At 47.0% G+C, this 17,116-nt stretch carries 9 protein-coding genes, 16 tRNA genes and 2 rRNA genes; 2 read left to right on the top strand and 25 right to left on the bottom strand.

The window, feature by feature from the left end; translation table 11 throughout:
- The first annotated feature begins 56 nt into the window (after positions 1-56).
- Positions 57-812: an AraC family transcriptional regulator gene (locus tag NST45_RS00950; RefSeq protein ID WP_076104855.1), complete on the top strand. Its 756-nt coding sequence runs from the start codon at positions 57-59 to the stop codon at positions 810-812.
- A 137-nt stretch (positions 813-949) separates the two neighbouring features.
- On the opposite strand, the gene NST45_RS00945 is transcribed toward NST45_RS00950, so the two are convergent.
- From NST45_RS00945 to NST45_RS00855, 19 genes are all read right to left on the bottom strand, one after another.
- Positions 950-1,028 (bottom strand) — tRNA-Leu (locus NST45_RS00945).
- A gap of 14 nt (positions 1,029-1,042) precedes the next feature.
- Positions 1,043-1,116, bottom strand: a tRNA-Cys gene (locus tag NST45_RS00940).
- A gap of 10 nt (positions 1,117-1,126) precedes the next feature.
- Positions 1,127-1,201, bottom strand: a tRNA-Gly gene (locus tag NST45_RS00935).
- Positions 1,202-1,207: 6 nt separating this feature from the next.
- Positions 1,208-1,282: transfer RNA gene (locus tag NST45_RS00930), tRNA-Gln, on the bottom strand.
- Positions 1,283-1,301: 19 nt separating this feature from the next.
- A tRNA-His gene (locus NST45_RS00925) sits at positions 1,302-1,377 on the bottom strand.
- Positions 1,378-1,420: 43 nt separating this feature from the next.
- Positions 1,421-1,496 (bottom strand) — tRNA-His (locus tag NST45_RS00920).
- Positions 1,497-1,519: 23 nt separating this feature from the next.
- Positions 1,520-1,593, bottom strand: a tRNA-Trp gene (locus NST45_RS00915).
- A 6-nt stretch (positions 1,594-1,599) separates the two neighbouring features.
- Positions 1,600-1,685, bottom strand: a tRNA-Tyr gene (locus NST45_RS00910).
- A 5-nt stretch (positions 1,686-1,690) separates the two neighbouring features.
- Positions 1,691-1,766, bottom strand: a tRNA-Thr gene (locus NST45_RS00905).
- A 28-nt stretch (positions 1,767-1,794) separates the two neighbouring features.
- Positions 1,795-1,870: transfer RNA gene (locus NST45_RS00900), tRNA-Phe, on the bottom strand.
- 10 nt (positions 1,871-1,880) lie between these two features.
- Positions 1,881-1,958 (bottom strand) — tRNA-Asp (locus NST45_RS00895).
- Between the two features lie 25 nt (positions 1,959-1,983).
- Positions 1,984-2,060: transfer RNA gene (locus NST45_RS00890), tRNA-Met, on the bottom strand.
- Between the two features lie 17 nt (positions 2,061-2,077).
- Positions 2,078-2,153 (bottom strand) — tRNA-Val (locus tag NST45_RS00885).
- Positions 2,154-2,208: 55 nt separating this feature from the next.
- Positions 2,209-2,283, bottom strand: a tRNA-Glu gene (locus NST45_RS00880).
- Between the two features lie 18 nt (positions 2,284-2,301).
- A tRNA-Ser gene (locus tag NST45_RS00875) sits at positions 2,302-2,394 on the bottom strand.
- A 3-nt stretch (positions 2,395-2,397) separates the two neighbouring features.
- Positions 2,398-2,473: transfer RNA gene (locus NST45_RS00870), tRNA-Asn, on the bottom strand.
- 60 nt (positions 2,474-2,533) lie between these two features.
- Positions 2,534-5,459, bottom strand: a 23S ribosomal RNA gene (locus NST45_RS00865).
- Between the two features lie 233 nt (positions 5,460-5,692).
- A 16S ribosomal RNA gene (locus NST45_RS00860) occupies positions 5,693-7,250 on the bottom strand.
- The 16S and 23S rRNA genes sit together here with 16 tRNA genes alongside, the layout of an rRNA operon.
- 427 nt (positions 7,251-7,677) lie before the next feature.
- Positions 7,678-8,556, bottom strand: a complete 879-nt coding sequence (locus NST45_RS00855; protein WP_036680149.1) for a nucleotidyltransferase-like protein — start codon at positions 8,554-8,556, stop codon at positions 7,678-7,680.
- A 127-nt stretch (positions 8,557-8,683) separates the two neighbouring features.
- Here NST45_RS00855 and NST45_RS00850 point away from each other — a divergent pair, with 127 nt between their 5' ends.
- On the top strand, positions 8,684-9,049 hold the full coding sequence (locus NST45_RS00850) for a DUF2614 family zinc ribbon-containing protein (protein ID WP_036680151.1): 366 nt from the start codon (positions 8,684-8,686) through the stop codon (positions 9,047-9,049).
- Between the two features lie 117 nt (positions 9,050-9,166).
- On the opposite strand, the gene NST45_RS00845 is transcribed toward NST45_RS00850, so the two are convergent.
- The 6 genes from NST45_RS00845 to gatA all read right to left on the bottom strand — a co-directional run bounded on the left by NST45_RS00845 (position 9,167) and on the right by gatA (position 17,111).
- Entirely contained in the window at positions 9,167-10,888 is a 1,722-nt protein-coding gene (locus NST45_RS00845) for a glycosyl hydrolase family 18 protein (protein ID WP_076224248.1), read from the bottom strand.
- A gap of 210 nt (positions 10,889-11,098) precedes the next feature.
- A complete protein-coding gene (gene perR, locus NST45_RS00840; protein ID WP_036680160.1) occupies positions 11,099-11,530 on the bottom strand; it encodes a peroxide-responsive transcriptional repressor PerR in 432 nt (143 codons plus the stop codon).
- A gap of 126 nt (positions 11,531-11,656) precedes the next feature.
- Entirely contained in the window at positions 11,657-13,558 is a 1,902-nt protein-coding gene (locus NST45_RS00835) for a DUF4097 family beta strand repeat-containing protein (RefSeq protein ID WP_339824566.1), read from the bottom strand.
- Positions 13,559-13,603: 45 nt separating this feature from the next.
- Positions 13,604-14,074: a GNAT family N-acetyltransferase gene (locus tag NST45_RS00830; RefSeq protein ID WP_036680161.1), complete on the bottom strand. Its 471-nt coding sequence runs from the start codon at positions 14,072-14,074 to the stop codon at positions 13,604-13,606.
- A 122-nt stretch (positions 14,075-14,196) separates the two neighbouring features.
- Positions 14,197-15,630, bottom strand: a complete 1,434-nt coding sequence (gene gatB / locus NST45_RS00825) for an Asp-tRNA(Asn)/Glu-tRNA(Gln) amidotransferase subunit GatB (protein ID WP_172628862.1) — start codon at positions 15,628-15,630, stop codon at positions 14,197-14,199.
- A gap of 23 nt (positions 15,631-15,653) precedes the next feature.
- On the bottom strand, positions 15,654-17,111 hold the full coding sequence (gatA, locus tag NST45_RS00820; protein WP_076224251.1) for an Asp-tRNA(Asn)/Glu-tRNA(Gln) amidotransferase subunit GatA: 1,458 nt from the start codon (positions 17,109-17,111) through the stop codon (positions 15,654-15,656).
- Positions 17,112-17,116: the final 5 nt, after the last annotated feature.

The raw sequence follows: 17,116 nt of genomic DNA, 5'->3' as shown, positions 1-17,116 counted from the left end.
GATTTCGGTCATAGTTTTGTACGATTCGGCTAAAACATAAGTATTGGAGGATCATCATGGATCGTGTTCTATATATTGTAAGTGCCACACATGAGCTAAATACTTATATCCCTCCACACCAGCATGAATGCTACGAACTGGTCTATTATTTACAGGGGGTAGGGACAACCAATGTTGGCCCACGAAGTTACCATTTTCGCTCCTCTTCTTTCGCGCTTGTGCCACCCAATCATAAACATGACGAGCACCACCGTGAGGATGCAAATGTATTATTTGTAGGCTTCCACTCGGAACACCCTAATATGAGTAATCTGCTCGGCGTATATGAAGATGATAAAGATCAGACCGTTCTTCAAATCCTGCTGCGAATGAAAGCAGAGTTTACACGTAAGCAAGACGGATTCTCTGAGCTTCTAAACCTACAAATGAGCGAGATTACCGTCCATCTTATGAGGCTTCTTAGTGCCTCTGGATATCAATCCCCATCAGAAGATCGAGTACAATATGTCCTTAATTATATGAATGAGCATTATCGCCATAAATTGTCCGTCGAAACACTATCAGAAATGTCCGGATATAGCTACGATCGTTTTCGCCATCTATTTAAAGAACGTTTCGGGTCCTCACCCCTGCGGTATTTGCTGTTAAAACGCCTGGAGTATGCAAAATCTCTATTACGTCATACTCAGATGCAAATCTCTGAAGTATCTGCTGCTGCAGGTTTTGTGAACGATGCCCAATTCTGCAATATGTTTAAACGAGAAATAGGTCATACCCCGCGAGCATTCCGCATTAATAATCAATCAGGTTAATCACTAATCAGATTAAAAAAAGCCGTTGAAATAGAGAAACTCCTCTATTCAACGGCTTAATCCTGTAAAACTAAGAACATAAAGAAAAAAGGTTAGTAAGATTGCTTATAAAAGCAATCTTACTAACCCTTTTAAGATACCGGCGAGAGGACTCGAACCTCCACGGTTTCCCACTCGATTTTGAGTCGAGCGCGTCTGCCATTCCGCCACGCCGGCACATATGAACTAAATGGAGGCGCCACCCAGATTTGAACTGGGGATAAAGCTTTTGCAGAGCTTTGCCTTACCACTTGGCTATGGCGCCATGTAAATTTTGGAGCGGACGACGGGAATCGAACCCGCGACCCTCGCCTTGGCAAGGCGATGCTCTACCGCTGAGCCACGTCCGCATAAAATGGCTGGGGATATAGGATTCGAACCTATGAGTGACGGAGTCAAAGTCCGTTGCCTTACCGCTTGGCTAATCCCCAATAACATTTTAAAGTAAAATGGGGCGACTGATGGGTCTCGAACCCACGAATGCCGGAACCACAATCCGGTGCGTTAACCCCTTCGCCACAGTCGCCATATTAAGTTGATATTGTTGCCATTATTCATTTTAAAGTAAATGGGGCGGCCGATGGGTCTCGAACCCACGAATGCCGGAACCACAATCCGGTGCGTTAACCCCTTCGCCACGGCCGCCATATTAAACTTTAGAAAGAACTTGGCAGGGGCAGCAGGAATTGAACCCACACCAACGGTTTTGGAGACCGTTGTTCTACCTTTAAACTATGCCCCTAAAAACTGGTGGAGGATGATGGATTCGAACCACCGAACACTTACGTGAGCAGATTTACAGTCTGATGCGTTTGGCCACTTCGCTAATCCTCCAAGGATGGTGCCGGCGAGAGGACTTGAACCCCCAACCTACTGATTACAAGTCAGTTGCTCTACCAATTGAGCTACACCGGCATGGCACTCATTCTTTTGTGATAATAAATGGTGGCTCGGGACGGAATCGAACCGCCGACACGAGGATTTTCAGTCCTCTGCTCTACCGACTGAGCTACCGAGCCATGATGAAAGTGGCGGAACCGACGGGATTCGAACCCGCGATCTCCTGCGTGACAGGCAGGCATGTTAGGCCAACTACACCACGGTTCCAAAAGATATAATTGCTTAAGTTAATTGGTTGCGGGGGCAGGATTTGAACCTGCGGCCTTCGGGTTATGAGCCCGACGAGCTACCGGGCTGCTCCACCCCGCGTCAGTAAAAATATGTTATGGTGGAGGCTGAGGGGATCGAACCCCCGACCCTCTGCTTGTAAGGCAGATGCTCTCCCAGCTGAGCTAAGCCTCCATAAACAACAATTGTTATTGTACCAAAGTCCACTAGGATAAATCAAGTGAAAATTTGGTGACCCGTATGGGATTCGAACCCATGTTACCTCCGTGAAAGGGAGGTGTCTTAACCCCTTGACCAACGGGCCATACTAATTAAAAATTTGTGGCGGAGAGAGAGGGATTCGAACCCTCGAGACGCTTGTGGCGCCTACACGATTTCCAATCGTGCTCCTTCGGCCAAACTCGGACACCTCTCCATATGGCTCCCCGAACAGGACTCGAACCTGTGACAACTCGATTAACAGTCGAGTGCTCTACCAACTGAGCTATCAGGGAATATTCATACCAGGCTTGATGCCTGAAAACTGAATCCGAAACGAATTTGCATTCTAAGTATAGGATAAGCCCTCGACCGATTAGTATTGGTCAGCTCCATGCATTGCTGCACTTCCACCTCCAACCTATCTACCTCGTCGTCTTCAAGGGGTCTTACTAATTGGGAAATCTCATCTTGAGGGGGGCTTCACGCTTAGATGCTTTCAGCGCTTATCCCGTCCGTACGTAGCTACCCAGCCATGCTCCTGGCGGAACAACTGGTGCACCAGCGGTACGTCCATCCCGGTCCTCTCGTACTAAGGACAGCTCCTCTCAAATTTCCTGCGCCCACGACAGATAGGGACCGAACTGTCTCACGACGTTCTGAACCCAGCTCGCGTACCGCTTTAATGGGCGAACAGCCCAACCCTTGGGACCTACTTCAGCCCCAGGATGCGATGAGCCGACATCGAGGTGCCAAACCTCCCCGTCGATGTGGACTCTTGGGGGAGATAAGCCTGTTATCCCCAGGGTAGCTTTTATCCGTTGAGCGATGGCCCTTCCATGCGGTACCACCGGATCACTAAGTCCGACTTTCGTCCCTGCTCGACTTGTAGGTCTCGCAGTCAAGCTCCCTTATGCCTTTGCACTCTGCGAATGATTTCCAACCATTCTGAGGGAACCTTGGAACGCCTCCGTTACTCTTTAGGAGGCGACCGCCCCAGTCAAACTGCCCGCCTGACACGGTCCCCGTACCCGATAAGGGTACTAGGTTAGAACCTAGATACGATCAGGGTGGTATCCCAACGGCGCCTCCACCGAAGCTTGCGCTCCGATTTCTACGGCTCCCACCTATCCTGTACAGATCGTACCCAAATTCAATATCAAGCTGCAGTAAAGCTCCATGGGGTCTTTCCGTCTTGTCGCGGGTAACCTGCATCTTCACAGGTATTAAAATTTCACCGGATCTCTCGTTGAGACAGCGCCCAAGTCGTTACGCCATTCGTGCGGGTCAGAATTTACCTGACAAGGAATTTCGCTACCTTAGGACCGTTATAGTTACGGCCGCCGTTTACTGGGGCTTCGGTTCATAGCTTCGGGTTACCCCTAACCACTCCCCTTAACCTTCCAGCACCGGGCAGGCGTCAGCCCGTATACTTCGCCTTGCGGCTTCGCACAGACCTGTGTTTTTGCTAAACAGTCGCTTGGGCCTTTTCACTGCGGCCCCCTCGTGCTATTCACACTACCGGGGCACCCCTTCTCCCGAAGTTACGGGGTCATTTTGCCGAGTTCCTTAACGAGAGTTCTTCCGCGCGCCTTAGAATTCTCTTCTCGCCTACCTGTGTCGGTTTGCGGTACGGGCACCTTCTCCTGGCTAGAGGCTTTTCTTGGCAGTGTGAGATCATGACCTTCGCTACTATAATTTTCGCTCCCCATCACAGCCCAGCCTTATCGATGTGCGGATTTGCCTACACATCAGCCTCACTGCTTAGACGGACATCCATCAGTCCGCGTCACTACCCTCCTGCGTCACCCCATCGCTCATAGCGGATTACGGTGGTACAGTAATTTCAAACTGTTGTCCTTCGACTACGCCTTTCGGCCTCGCCTTAGGTCCCGACTTACCCTGAGCGGACGAGCCTTCCTCAGGAAACCTTGGGCTTTCGGCGGATCAGATTCTCACTGATCTTTTCGTTACTCATACCGGCATTCTCACTTGTGTAGTGTCCAGCGCTCTTTTCAGTACACCTTCAACCCCTACACAACGCTCCCCTACCCCAGATACATAGTATCTAGCCATAGCTTCGGTGGTGTGTTTAGCCCCGTTACATTTTCGGCGCAGAGTCACTCGACCAGTGAGCTATTACGCACTCTTTCAATGGTGGCTGCTTCTAAGCCAACATCCTGGTTGTCTGTGCAACTCCACATCCTTTCCCACTTAACACACACTTGGGGACCTTAGCTGATGGTCTGGGCTGTTTCCCTTTTGACAATGGATCTTAGCACTCACTGTCTGACTCCCGGCAATAAGTATATGGCATTCGGAGTTTGACTGAGCTTGGTAATCCTTGCGGACCCCGCACCCAATCAGTGCTCTACCTCCACTACTCTTATACCGAGGCTAGCCCTAAAGCTATTTCGGGGAGAACCAGCTATCTCCGAGTTCGATTGGAATTTCTCCGCTACCCCCACCTCATCCCCGCACTTTTCAACGTACGTGGGTTCGGGCCTCCAGTGCGTGTTACCGCACCTTCACCCTGGACAGGGGTAGATCACACGGTTTCGGGTCTACGTCCACATACTAAGTCGCCCTATTCAGACTCGCTTTCGCTGCGGCTCCACCTTCTCGGCTTAACCTTGCATGTTAAACGTAACTCGCCGGTTCATTCTACAAAAGGCACGCCATCACCCATTAATAGGGCTCTGACTTTTTGTAAGCACACGGTTTCAGGTTCTATTTCACTCCCCTTCCGGGGTGCTTTTCACCTTTCCCTCACGGTACTGTTTCACTATCGGTCGCCAGGTAGTATTTAGCCTTAGCAGATGGTCCTGCTGGATTCATACGGGGTTTCACGTGCCCCGCACTACTCGGGATCCGTCTCGGAGAGAATACAGTTTAGGTTACAGGGCTTTTACCTCTATCGCGGGCCTTTCCAGACCTCTTCACCTACCATATTCCTTTGTAACTCCATGTGAGACGTCCCACAACCCCTAAGAGCAAGCTCTTAGGTTTAGGCTGTTCCGCGTTCGCTCGCCGCTACTGACGGAATCACTATTGTTTTCTCTTCCTCAGGGTACTTAGATGTTTCAGTTCCCCTGGTCTGCCTCTACATTTCCTATGTATTCAGAAATGAGTAACTGCGAATTACCACAGCTGGGTTTCCCCATTCGGACACCCCCGGATCAAAGCTTGCTTACAGCTCCCCGAGGCAGTTTCGTTGTTCGCCACGTCCTTCGTCGGCTCCTGGCGCCTAGGCATCCTCCGTGTGCTCTTATTAGCTTAACCTTGATTCTTCCGAAGAAAAATCTCACTAATAACATTTACTTGTTTACACAAGTTGCTAAAAGATGTTCTAAAACGCAAATTCGTTTCGGTATCCAGTTTTCAAGGATCAAGTCTTACTTGAGAGCTTAAACTCTCAAAACTGAGCAACGAGTGAGTAACAGGCCTAAACCTGAGATTGTGGAAGCTAAGCTTCCGATTTGAATGTCTTCATTGCAGAAGACGATTCTCCATAGAAAGGAGGTGATCCAGCCGCACCTTCCGATACGGCTACCTTGTTACGACTTCACCCCAATCATCTACCCCACCTTCGGCGGCTGGCTCCCTTGCGGGTTACCCCACCGACTTCGGGTGTTGTAAACTCTCGTGGTGTGACGGGCGGTGTGTACAAGACCCGGGAACGTATTCACCGCGGCATGCTGATCCGCGATTACTAGCAATTCCGACTTCATGCAGGCGAGTTGCAGCCTGCAATCCGAACTGAGACCGGCTTTGATGGGATTGGCTCCACCTCGCGGCTTCGCTTCCCGTTGTACCGGCCATTGTAGTACGTGTGTAGCCCAGGTCATAAGGGGCATGATGATTTGACGTCATCCCCACCTTCCTCCGGTTTGTCACCGGCAGTCACTCTAGAGTGCCCAGCATTACCTGCTGGCAACTAAAGTTAAGGGTTGCGCTCGTTGCGGGACTTAACCCAACATCTCACGACACGAGCTGACGACAACCATGCACCACCTGTCTCCTCTGTCCCGAAGGCCGCTGCTATCTCTAGCAGATTCAGAGGGATGTCAAGACCTGGTAAGGTTCTTCGCGTTGCTTCGAATTAAACCACATACTCCACTGCTTGTGCGGGTCCCCGTCAATTCCTTTGAGTTTCAGTCTTGCGACCGTACTCCCCAGGCGGAGTGCTTACTGTGTTAACTTCGGCACCAAGGGTATCGAAACCCCTAACACCTAGCACTCATCGTTTACGGCGTGGACTACCAGGGTATCTAATCCTGTTTGCTCCCCACGCTTTCGCGCCTCAGCGTCAGTTACAGCCCAGAAAGTCGCCTTCGCCACTGGTGTTCCTCCACATATCTACGCATTTCACCGCTACACGTGGAATTCCACTTTCCTCTTCTGTACTCAAGCCACCCAGTTTCCAGTGCGACCTCAGGTTGAGCCCAAGGTTTAAACACCAGACTTAAATAGCCGCCTGCGCGCGCTTTACGCCCAATAATTCCGGACAACGCTTGCCCCCTACGTATTACCGCGGCTGCTGGCACGTAGTTAGCCGGGGCTTTCTTCTCAGGTACCGTCACTCCGATAGCAGTTACTCTACCGGACGTTCTTCCCTGGCAACAGAGCTTTACGATCCGAAAACCTTCATCACTCACGCGGCGTTGCTCCGTCAGGCTTTCGCCCATTGCGGAAGATTCCCTACTGCTGCCTCCCGTAGGAGTCTGGGCCGTGTCTCAGTCCCAGTGTGGCCGTTCACCCTCTCAGGTCGGCTACGCATCGTCGCCTTGGTGGGCCGTTACCCCACCAACTAGCTAATGCGCCGCAGGCCCATCCCTCAGTGACAGATTGCTCCGTCTTTCATTCTTCTCTCAGGAGAAAAAAGAAATTATCCGGTATTAGCTACCGTTTCCGGTAGTTATCCCAGTCTGAAGGGCAGGTTGCCTACGTGTTACTCACCCGTCCGCCGCTAAGTTATTTTGAAAGCAAGCTTTCAAAATAACTCCGCTCGACTTGCATGTATTAGGCACGCCGCCAGCGTTCGTCCTGAGCCAGGATCAAACTCTCCAATTAGTATTGAAAAGAGCGATATGCTCATTTTGAAACATCTGACGAGAAAATTAATTCTCTAATTTTGGATTTCACTTACGTGATTTCCTACTCACTCGTTGTTCAGTTTTCAAAGATCAAGCCGTTTATTTCGTCGATGTGTTGTTCAGCAGCGACCTTTATAATATATCACAGCACCCTCGTTTTAGTCAACCTTTTTTTTTAATTTCTTTTTTCGGTTGTCTTTCGAATGTTTTCGAAAGCACATCTCTGTGTCAGAGGGACGAGTTATAATTTAACACATGAACAAGGAAAGAGTCAACCATTAATTTTCCTGAATAAATATGAGCGTTTCATATTAGTAAACAAATAAAAAAGAGAGTGCTCAGCCTCTCCCTATCCTTGCTCATCTCTCTATAATTAAACATCTTCTACTGTATCTAATTCATCTCTATAATGTATAGCGGATCGCATGCCCTTCTCCCTCGTGAACATCAGCCCAAGATGTAATCTCTCGGATTAGCGAACGAGAAACCAGCTTTCGTAAAACAAGGGGTAGTTCAGACTCTAATTGACTCAGACCTGAATGCTGCAGTAATTCTTTAATGCTCCATGCTTCCTTACGGCTATTCAAAATATTAAAGAGCAATAGACAACAGTCCGTCATTTTGGACATAATCCCAAATTCACATGCAAGAAGCACAAGCTCCACACGTTGCTCTAAGGTCTCAGTACTGACCGTTAACTCCTCATAAAGTTTATGAACAGAGGTATTCATGCTTTTAACCTGTTCCCAAATAGCTGGCTCGGGGAAAGCACCCACTTCACTCACTTCTATTCTTGCCCAATGATATAAGGCTATCAATACACAGTTGTAAGCATCCATAATAAAGCCAGCCTCTATATAGCGCTTGGATTTCACATACATATGCAAAAAGCGGGCAAACTCCATAAATGCGACCCGTTCCTTGATCGGTCCTTCAAATTGCAATATCTCGCTGCGCATTTCCTCGAGTATTCCCTTGGGGTCCCAGATCACTTCCCCCCTCATCAAACTGATAAGAAGTTCGTTATTATCCCCTGCCATAACAGCCTGCTCCAAAGCAAATAGGCCGATATGGACTGACTGGGTCCGTTGGTCACCGGCAATGGTATGGCGAACAATATGCTCTCTATCCTGTTCTTCATGCAATACTAACACTATCATATCAAAATCTTGAAGAAGTGCGCTTTGAAACGGAATATCCCCATTCTGCCGCAAAACGACCGCTCCTAAAACATTCTCATCAAACGTTTCTCCACTCAACAAAGTTACATTGGACAGTTCCATGCTTCCCTCCATTAAATTTGGCGATTTTGCGTCCAGTCAGTTATAATTCAGTTATAATTATTATTCTACATATGAAAGACAGTTCCTTCTGGACAACCCAACTATATTTAGTTAGGAGCAAACACTCATGAAGTTTAAAACGGCTAAGATCAACGCTTTTCGCACATGGGGATTACTGCTCACAATGCTCGGAATGGGACTTATGGTTTTGGGTACAGCGGGCATCGTGTTTTGGGGCTCAACTGGAAAAGTATTCGCTGGAATCGGTCTTGTAATCGGTTTAATCTCAATGATGGCAAGTCTTGCAATCTATTTCTGGGCTGGGATGCTGTCAACTAGCGCAGTCCAACTGGAATGCCCTGAATGTCACAAGCTGACCAAAATGCTGGGCAAAACAGACCGCTGTATGTTCTGCCATACCATCCTTACTATGGATCCAGCTGAGGCCAATATTACTGCGGAACAACTTAAGAGTCAGCAGCTTAATCAATAAAACATATCTTACAGAAGCTTATTACTAGCGATTTATAATGCAATCAAACATTTGCTTAATACAACAAAGGGGCCCCCGTATTGGGAGCCCCTTTGTTTATTATGAATGAAATAATAATTACTTATGAATCCCTTGTAATGCCTCCCACGCAGACGGATTACTAAAGCTGCGATTCCATGAACCGATGCCACCAAGCCCTAAAGACTTAGCAAGCTCAACTCTAGCTTTTAAAGAAACTTTGTCTTCGATCCATATTTTTTTAAGAGCGCCATCTTCCTTATACTCAACGTAATTCTGCCCAGCTGCCTTATCAAAGGTTGGGGTTAGCTTCTTCTCTTTAATAATTTTTTCAACGGCATTCATACTAACCGATTTAGAGCTTACTTTGGTCTTGCCATCCACCTGGGCCTCAGTCCAAATTCTAGTATACAGTGGAATCCCTAGAATCAGCTTCTCAGGCGGCACATCGTCTTCCTCTATGATCCGGCTTAACGAGCTTTCTACCCACGGCAGAGACGCAACAGAGCCCGCTACAGGACTAGCCGCCCAATGCTCGTCATAAGCCATAACAATAAGATAATCAACTACTGAATTAAGAGCCCTACGATCAAGGAAAGCTGACCACATCTCACTGTTGGATTTAGGGGTTACGTCTATGGAGACGATTAAGTTTTTGGCTTGAGCCATAGGTTTTAGCTCTCGCATAAATTGTGTAACATTCTCCCCGTCTTTCGTATATACATTCTCAAAGTCAATATTAATTCCATCCAGCTTGTATAAATCTGAATACTCGAGGATCTGTACGATCGCGTTCATCCGCTTCTCATAGCTCGACAATGCCTCAGTGGTTATGTCCGGATCAAAGCTATTGCTGAGCAGCCCCCATACTTCCAACCCGCGCTCATGGGCCCACTGCACATACGTACTATCAGCCTGACTGCGCACATTCCCATCACCATCTATGATACTGAACCAAGTCGGGCTAGCCACGTTAACGCCCGGTAGCTCACCGAATGTACTTGGATCAGGTTTACGTTGATAAACTGCTTCCCAATACAAATTCACTGACTTCCCTTTCCAGCTTCGTTCTGCCCGTGAGGGAGTGGTGCTTTTGGGTTCCACTGTCTTTTGACCGTCCGAGATAATATCACTAGCCTTGGCATAACCCGCGTAACCGCTGCTTAACTGCACATACAGCCAGTCCTCATTTTCCTTATTCCAAATACTCACACCGGCTCCTGGGGACATATCCGCCACGATGGGTGCGTGAATCGACGCTTCGTTGCGAAGAGCGACTGTCTTATCTCCCGCTCCATCTTTCACTTTCCCCAGAGGTACAGTCTCCCCTGCTGTCATTAACAGCACAGCCCCGGTGGTCGTATCCTCTTCAATTTCAAATCCATAAAGGTCCTCTAATACATCTGCAGGAAGATAGGTTATCTTCTCCTTAACTTCAGGTGCCAGCCGCAGCTGCAGCGGACGATTGTTCAGACTAGCATCGGTTTTATCCTCTTGCATATATAGAAGTTCACTTTCCGTTGATAGGATGACCGATTTAGTCTTTTCTTCATAACGAATAGAGGAGTCCACATGTTCCTGCAGTAATGGTAAAGGCAAAAGCATGCTATCACCGGTCCCTGAGGCGGAATATCCTGTTAGCTCTCCTTTTACGAAGATAGGATGTTCTAGGCCTTTCCAGTCTGGATCGATGTGCTGGCGATTTGGCAATACAAAAAACACAACCCAATAAGCTGCTGCCGCAATGAGCAAAAGTCCAAAAAAGCGTCGGAAAAGACCTCCGCGCTTTTTAACGCGTTTTTGTCTATATCTTCTGTCCAAAATAGATCCTCCAAATACTAGATGATTTTAAGTTAAGTCTAACAATACGATTATAACATCCACTTGGTTCCGGATAACCAGTATAAGTTAGTCATTTTCACTATATTTTGTTATTTTAAAAAAAATAAAAACGTGAGTCCTCCGCTTTCGGATTTCACACGTTTATTGTGTAGCTTGGCTATACGCCCTTGAGTACTGTAGTATTCTGTCTTATTGTTGCTTCTCTCTGCAACATTTGCAAACTCCATGCAATTCCATACGCAAACCCGTAATTTTGAAGCCCGTTTCCTGCTCCGCATGTATCTCTACATCATGAAGCGATGGATAACTAAAATCTTCAATCTTACCGCATAGCTGACAGATGACATGATAATGATCAGATACATTGGCATCAAAACGACTGGAACTATCCCCGTAGGTCAACTCGCGAACCATGCCGGCTTCCATAAACATCTTGAGATTATTATATACAGTTGCAACGCTCATGCTCGGAAATTTCGGCTCTAGCGCCCGGTATATATCGTCAGCTGTAGGATGATTCATTGCTTCCATCAAATACGTAAGAATCGCATGACGCTGGGGCGTTATACGGACACCTGTTGTCTTTAATTGTTCCAGTGCATGTTGTACTCCACTCCCCATTACTGTCACCGCCTTTTGAATTTAAAAATAAAAGAAGTACTTCTTAAGATTGTAAGACTGGTTTTTCAATGTTGTCAACGAAGTCTATACATTATATTTATTATTATATAAGAAAAATTACTTTTTTCAATATTTCCTAACATTTAGATTGCTATTTCCTTCAACATGAAGCTTGAACTCACCGGTCCCCACTTCACCTGATACTTTTTTCTTATCAATTGTAAGTTCAGGCAAATCTGAAGTAATATCACCATATCCACTGGAACCATTCACTGTATAGTTGCTTAACACTGGCAAATACAATTGAATATCACCAACTGCGCTATAAATATCCCAGTCTCCAGCGACATCTGAAGAGCGAACATCAATGGTACCATTTAGAGATTCCGCATGTAGCTTGGATCTGGCTCCATCAACCTCTAAATTACCGTTTTTGGTAGTAATATCGATATCATTGCTATTTCCGATCGCACTAATATTGCCGACAGCCGTCGATAATTTCAAAGCACCGGTAACATCCCAAGCATTCATATTGCCACCGCTCGTCGTTAAATCAACGCTGCCTTGAACAGATCTGGCACGGACAGCTCCATTCAGTGTTTTTCCCTTAACATTACCAAAGATACGATGAAGGATCAGCTCTCCATTCCCCGTTTCCAGAGAAATGTCTTCAATGGCTTCTACATTCTGCAATGTGATCCCGCCATTCATGGTGCGAACATCGAGGTTAAAGCGGCGATCCTCCGGCAAGTAAATGTCTAAATCCATGCGTGGCTGGCGTTTGCCGGATTCTCCATAAGCCTTGCTATTTGAGGTTATTTTTATGTTGGGCCCTTCAACAACGTCCACAAAGGACTGTTCTGATATAGCTTCAGCCATCGGCCCATCCAACTGATCTACCCAAACTGTCGTCGTAATTTGAATATCATCCACCGGAGCACGGTGTAATAAAATATCACCATTAATACTATCAATAGATATTTTGGCTGTATTTAATTCCACCGGAACAATTAGCGGGGCTTTCTGATATTTGCTGCCTTTAGCCTCACCATAATCCACTGCTGCTGCCGTCAGATTAAGACTGACATTTTTCCATAGATATAAATAATGTTCTTGCTCTGCAACAATAAATACACTCGCAGCTAGCAATATAGCGGATAAAAGCCCACGTAAATCCAATCTGATTCTGGTTCCCTTGGCTGAACGGTTAGAGAAGATAAACATCAGCAGGAACTCAATCCCCCATAACACCGGGATGACTGGCCACCACTTCAAGAGCAGGAGCATATAGTCAGTTCCCTCTCTCCAATCCAAAAACAAAGGAACAGAAATAGCTATCAGCAATACAGAAGCCGTATATCTTCCTACGCGCCGCTTGCGAGGTTCATTGTCTTTACGCTGCACAACTGCTCTGGCAATTTCTCTAGCTCCTATAAATAAGCCACCGCATACTATAATGACAGATACAGCCATTTCAGCATAATGTTCAATAAAGAACTGGAGCCATGTTGGTTTTTGCCGGAACAGAATAAGCAGGGCGCCCCCTAATAGCAGTAAGAGCCCAAAGGATATCCCAGGCTCGCTGACGATACTACGACGCTCAGGAGCCACGTTTGCTTTGGTCACAGGGATATCAAGCTCATGATCCTCTGGGAAGCGAAGAAGCCTATCCGCTGATTGCAATACGTCATACACGTTATAAAAATAGATCGCCGGAATAATGAGCGCAAGTAAAATAAGTAGTGGAACATTAATCTGCATCCCGATGGATGAGAAATACAATAAAGCTGAGATATCCAAAAGAATTAGAAAGATGAAGGTGATCCCTTTTCGGAGAAGCCCAAAATACAAATGCCCCGTCCCAGGGATGAGAGCTGCCAGCAGTCCAGCGATAAATTTACGTTTGCGGTGGCGCCGCTTCGGACGCGGAGGAATAATCCTCTTCTGTATCTCACTCTCCTTAGTCTCTATATCAACAGAATCTTGCAGTTCTTCCTGCTCTGGGAGCATTGCAGAGTCATGTTTCATTTTGGACTCCTCCTTTCGTAAATAGTTGTCTATGAATATCTTTTTTCAAAGAGAACCACTCCGATGAAATTCAATCAATTCAACTCCTGGAGCGACTTCCTCCACACCGGTGGGCATAAAGCCATGTTTACTGTACAACGAAACGGCGGGTGTATTCTTTTTGCCTGTCGACACAATGAATTGCTCCATCCCTGCAAAATGCTCAAATACATATTCCAAAAGATGGCTAGCAATACCTCTGCGAAAAAAGTCCGGCCCCACCATCATTCGTGTAATCGTCAATTTGCCAGGAGATTCTTCCTCTACAGCAACAGCACCCATTAGTTCCTCATCTTTATCGAAGCAGCCATAAAAATCCTCTTTAGAGCTGCTGAGCATTTCTCTCGTCTCCATCAAAGGTGGAATTTCACGAAAGCCGATTAGTTCAGCTTCCAGTCTATAGGCCTTATGCTGAAGACTCCATAATTCATTAACGGTGCTTTCATCCTGCAGATTTAGCTTGTTAATTGTATTCATCCTAACCAGTCCCCTTATATGCCGCTAAGGGCCTGCCGTTGCCGACAAGCCCTTAGCTTATTACATAAGTATATTACCCCAAGTATAAACGCCTTCGGCGTCCTTTTATGGACGACAAGCGTTTAGCTGCTCAATACCTCGATGAGAAGTTTATTAGCAAGACCCGGATTCGCCTTACCTTTACTTTCTTTCATAACTTGTCCGACCAGGAAGCCGATTGCTTTCTGTTTACCTGCTTTATAATCTTCCACAGATTGCGGATTGGCGGCTACGACTGCTTCCACAATCCCTTTAATAGCACCTTCATCGCTGATCTGCACCAGACCTTTTTCCTCAACGATAACAGCTGGCAGTTTACCGCTCTCTAGCATTTCTTTAAATACTGTTTTAGCGATTTTGCTGCTGATGGTTCCGGCTGCAATCAGTCCGATCATCTCGCCTAGCCCTTGTGGTGTAATTTGTACCTGCGACAACTCCAGATTATTACCATTCAAATAGGCAAGCAAGTCACCCATAATCCAGTTAGCTACAGCCTTGGCATCCTGCGTATAGGCAAGACATCCTTCGAAAAAGTCCGCTAACAGTTTAGAGGATGTAATAACGCCTGCATCATAAGCTGTCAGGCCCAGTTCCTCGCTATAACGAGCTTTCCGTGCATCCGGAAGTTCTGGAATCGTTGAACGAATGGATTCTTTCCAAGCATCATCAATATGCAGAACGATCAAGTCCGGGTCCGGGAAGTAACGATAATCATGCGCTTCTTCTTTCCCGCGCATCGATAATGTTTTCCCTTGTGCTTCATCCCAGCGGCGAGTCTCTTGCACAACAACTCCACCATCATCCAGGATCTCAGCCTGACGATATTGCTCATACTCCAGTCCACGCAATACACCGCGGAAGGAGTTCATGTTCTTAAGCTCTGCTCTAATGCCGAATTCCTCTTGTCCTTCTGGGCGTAGACTGATGTTCGCGTCACAGCGCATCGATCCTTCTTCCATCTTAACATCGGATACGTCACAATACTGCATAATCGCACGGATTTTCTCCAGATAAGCACGAGCTTCCTCAGGAGAGCGCAGATCAGGCTCGGATACGATTTCGATAAGCGGTGTTCCCACCCGGTTAAAATCGACAAGCGAGGCAAAACCGCCATCTACGTGCGTAAGCTTACCTGCATCCTCTTCCAAATGAAGACGAGTAATGCCGATCCGTTTGGTCTCTCCATTAACTTCAATGTCGATCCAACCGTTCAGCCCGATAGGCTGATCAAATTGTGAAATCTGATAAGCTTTTGGTGAATCCGGGTAAAAATAGTTCTTGCGGTCGAATTTGCTAACATCACCAATGGTGCAATTTAGCGCCATCGCTGCTTTCATAGCGTATTCTACCGCTTGTTTGTTGAGCACTGGCAATACGCCGGGGTGACCCAAGCAGACAGGACAGGTATGAGTGTTAGGTGGGGCTCCAAATTCAGTGGAGCATCCGCAAAAGATTTTGGAGTTGGTATGAAGCTCTACGTGAACTTCCAAGCCGATGACCGTTTCGTATTTAGACATAAGTAATCCCATTCCCTCCTTTACTACAGCTGTGGACGCTGCTTGTGATGATCTGTATTTTGTTCAAAGGCATGAGCGACACGCAGAATCGTGCTCTCGTCAAATTCCTTACCGATAATTTGCAGACCTACAGGCATGCCTTCCGCAAAACCACACGGAACGCTCACAGCAGGAATACCCGCCAAGCTTACAGGAATCGTGAGAATATCGTTCAGATACATGGTCAGCGGATCTTCAGTCTGTGAGCCCAATTTGAATGCTGTCGTTGGCGCTGTTGGCCCGATGACCACATCATATTTTTTAAAGATGTCATCAAAGTCCTGTTTAATCAAAGTGCGTACCTTTTGTGCTTTTAAATAGTAAGCATCGTAATACCCGGAGCTGAGTGCATAAGTACCCAACATAATACGGCGTTTGACCTCAGGGCCAAAGCCGCAGCTGCGGGAATTAAGATATAGATCAAGCAATCCTCCGCCTTCATCTACACGTGCGCCATAACGCACACCGTCAAAACGCGCAAGGTTAGATGAAGCTTCCGAAGAGGACAGCAAATAATAAGCTGCTACTGCGTATTCCGTATGCGGTAATGATACTTCCTCCCAGACAGCACCCATTCCTTCCAGCACTTTAAGTGCAGACAAGACTGTCTCACGCACAGAAGCATCGACACCTGCTCCCAAATATTCCTTAGGTACAGCAATGCGAAGTCCGGAAACATCACCAGTCAGTGAACTCAAATAATCAGGAATTTCTACTTTAGCAGAAGTAGAGTCTTGGGCATCATAACCAGCAATCGCTTGAAGCACATAGGCAGAATCCTCTACATTACGTGTTAATGGTCCTATCTGATCGAGTGAGGAAGCAAAGGCTACCAGCCCGTAACGTGATACAAGACCGTAAGTAGGTTTGAGACCTACAACACCACAATAGGAAGCTGGCTGGCGGATGGAACCCCCAGTATCCGAACCTAGTGAGAAGAACACTTCGCCCGCAGCTACTGCTGCAGCAGATCCGCCACTGGAACCGCCCGGCACACGTTCTAAATCCCAAGGATTGCGTACAGGACCAAAGCTTGAATTCTCATTAGATCCGCCCATTGCGAATTCATCCATATTTAATTTACCGATTGTTACGGCATCTGCCTGCTGCAATTTAGAAGCTACAGTAGCGTTATAAATCGGCTGGAAATCGCTCAAAAATTGGCTGGCACAAGTTGTGCGCAGGCCTTTAGTTACAATATTATCCTTGATTCCGGCAGGAAGACCAAATAGCAATCCACGTGCTGCTCCGGATGCCAGTTTATCGTCCAAAGCGCGTGCTGTCGCACGTGCGCCCTCCTCGTTCAAGGTCAAAAATGCATTTACGTTCTTATCCCGCTCAGCGATAATCGCCAGCGATTCTTCAGTCAGTTCACTGACCGATACCTCTTTAGCAGTTAACATGCGGTGTACTTCAGGCAATCGATTTTGAAACAGGCTCAAGATTC

This window comes from Paenibacillus sp. FSL R7-0163 (assembly GCF_037969975.1).
GTDB classification, from domain to species: domain Bacteria; phylum Bacillota; class Bacilli; order Paenibacillales; family Paenibacillaceae; genus Paenibacillus_AQ; species Paenibacillus_AQ odorifer.
The sequence above is the reverse complement of the archived record's forward strand: the minus strand, read 5'-3'. Positions and strand labels throughout refer to the sequence as shown.

Bases quoted from the DNA above. Each gene is read 5' to 3' on its own strand.
- NST45_RS00830 (WP_036680161.1), bottom strand. From the start codon at position 14,074: ATGAATACAATTAACAAGCTAAATCTGCAGGATGAAAGCACCGTTAAT.
- NST45_RS00835 (WP_339824566.1), bottom strand. From the start codon at position 13,558: ATGAAACATGACTCTGCAATGCTCCCAGAGCAGGAAGAACTGCAAGAT.
- NST45_RS00950 (WP_076104855.1), top strand. From the start codon at position 57: ATGGATCGTGTTCTATATATTGTAAGTGCCACACATGAGCTAAATACT.
- NST45_RS00850 (WP_036680151.1), top strand. From the start codon at position 8,684: ATGAAGTTTAAAACGGCTAAGATCAACGCTTTTCGCACATGGGGATTA.
- NST45_RS00855 (WP_036680149.1), bottom strand. From the start codon at position 8,556: ATGGAACTGTCCAATGTAACTTTGTTGAGTGGAGAAACGTTTGATGAG.
- gatB (WP_172628862.1), bottom strand. From the start codon at position 15,630: ATGTCTAAATACGAAACGGTCATCGGCTTGGAAGTTCACGTAGAGCTT.
- perR (WP_036680160.1), bottom strand. From the start codon at position 11,530: ATGGGGAGTGGAGTACAACATGCACTGGAACAATTAAAGACAACAGGT.